Origin of the sequence: Ectothiorhodospira sp. 9100 (genome assembly GCF_022227565.1) — a bacterium.
Taxonomy (GTDB): Bacteria; Pseudomonadota; Gammaproteobacteria; order Ectothiorhodospirales; family Ectothiorhodospiraceae; genus Ectothiorhodospira; species Ectothiorhodospira marina.
On sequence record NZ_JAJNAN010000120.1, the window covers coordinates 1 to 806 of the forward strand.

The following is an 806-nucleotide window of genomic DNA, read 5'->3' on the forward strand; positions in this document are numbered from 1 at the left end:
CCACTCAACCAGACATTGTGAAGGTTGACTCATTGACAACCCCGCCCTATGGTTGCCAATGAGTCAATGAGATCGGCTCTGACAGGAGCATCCATGCATGTCATTTCCAAGCGCCCGTTCCACGAGGCGGCCAAGGCCCACCCCAACCAAAGACAGGCCCTGGAAGATCTCTACCGGGTGCTTCGCAAGAGCAAATTCGGCACGCCGGAGGCGATGCGACGGGTTTTCCCTTCACTGGACAACTTCAAGCATAAGGACAAATGCTGGGTACTCGACGTGGGAGGCAATCACCTGCGGATGATCGCCTTTATCCAGTTCGCTCAGAACCGCATGTACGTGAAGCACATTGCCACCCACGCAGAGTACGACAAAATCTGCAAGCGCTACGCGAAAGGAGAACTGTCATGACCGCTGCAGTGTTCAAAGAAGCCTGCCTCAGCTTCGCCCAAGCCGCGGCACCCTATCTCCCCATCCAGGACGACGCCCATTATGAAGAGGCACTGGCACTGGTCGAGAGCCTGCTCGAGGAAGCTGGGGATTCCGCCAGCGATCCGCTCAATGCCGTCGTCGACCTGCTCACACACGCCATCCAGACCTACGAGGACCAGGATGAAGAACTGGCGGCCTTCGAACAACGAGCCCTGAAGCAACCAGCCGATCTCGCCATGCTGCGCTTGCTGATGGCGCAACACCAACTGGGCATCGCCGACCTTCCGGAGATCGGCTCGAAGTCCATGGTGTCCCGGGTGCTGTCCGGCGAGCGCAGCCTCAGCAAGAACCATATCAAGGCGCTGTCGCAGCGCTTT

At 58.3% G+C, this 806-nt stretch carries 2 protein-coding genes; both read left to right on the forward strand.

Annotation, left to right across the window (positions count from 1 at the left end; translation table 11 throughout):
• Positions 1–93 precede the first annotated feature (93 nt).
• Complete coding sequence (locus LPW29_RS15225) at positions 94–408, forward strand: type II toxin-antitoxin system HigB family toxin (protein ID WP_063464603.1); 315 nt, start codon at positions 94–96, stop codon at positions 406–408.
• On the forward strand, positions 405–806 hold a 402-nt coding region (locus tag LPW29_RS15230; protein ID WP_238628718.1), incomplete at its 3' end, for a helix-turn-helix domain-containing protein. The genes LPW29_RS15225 and LPW29_RS15230, both read left to right, overlap by 4 nt.

Excerpts from the sequence above, each read along its gene's own strand:
- LPW29_RS15225 (WP_063464603.1), top strand. The coding sequence starts at position 94 with ATGCATGTCATTTCCAAGCGCCCGTTCCACGAGGCGGCCAAGGCCCAC.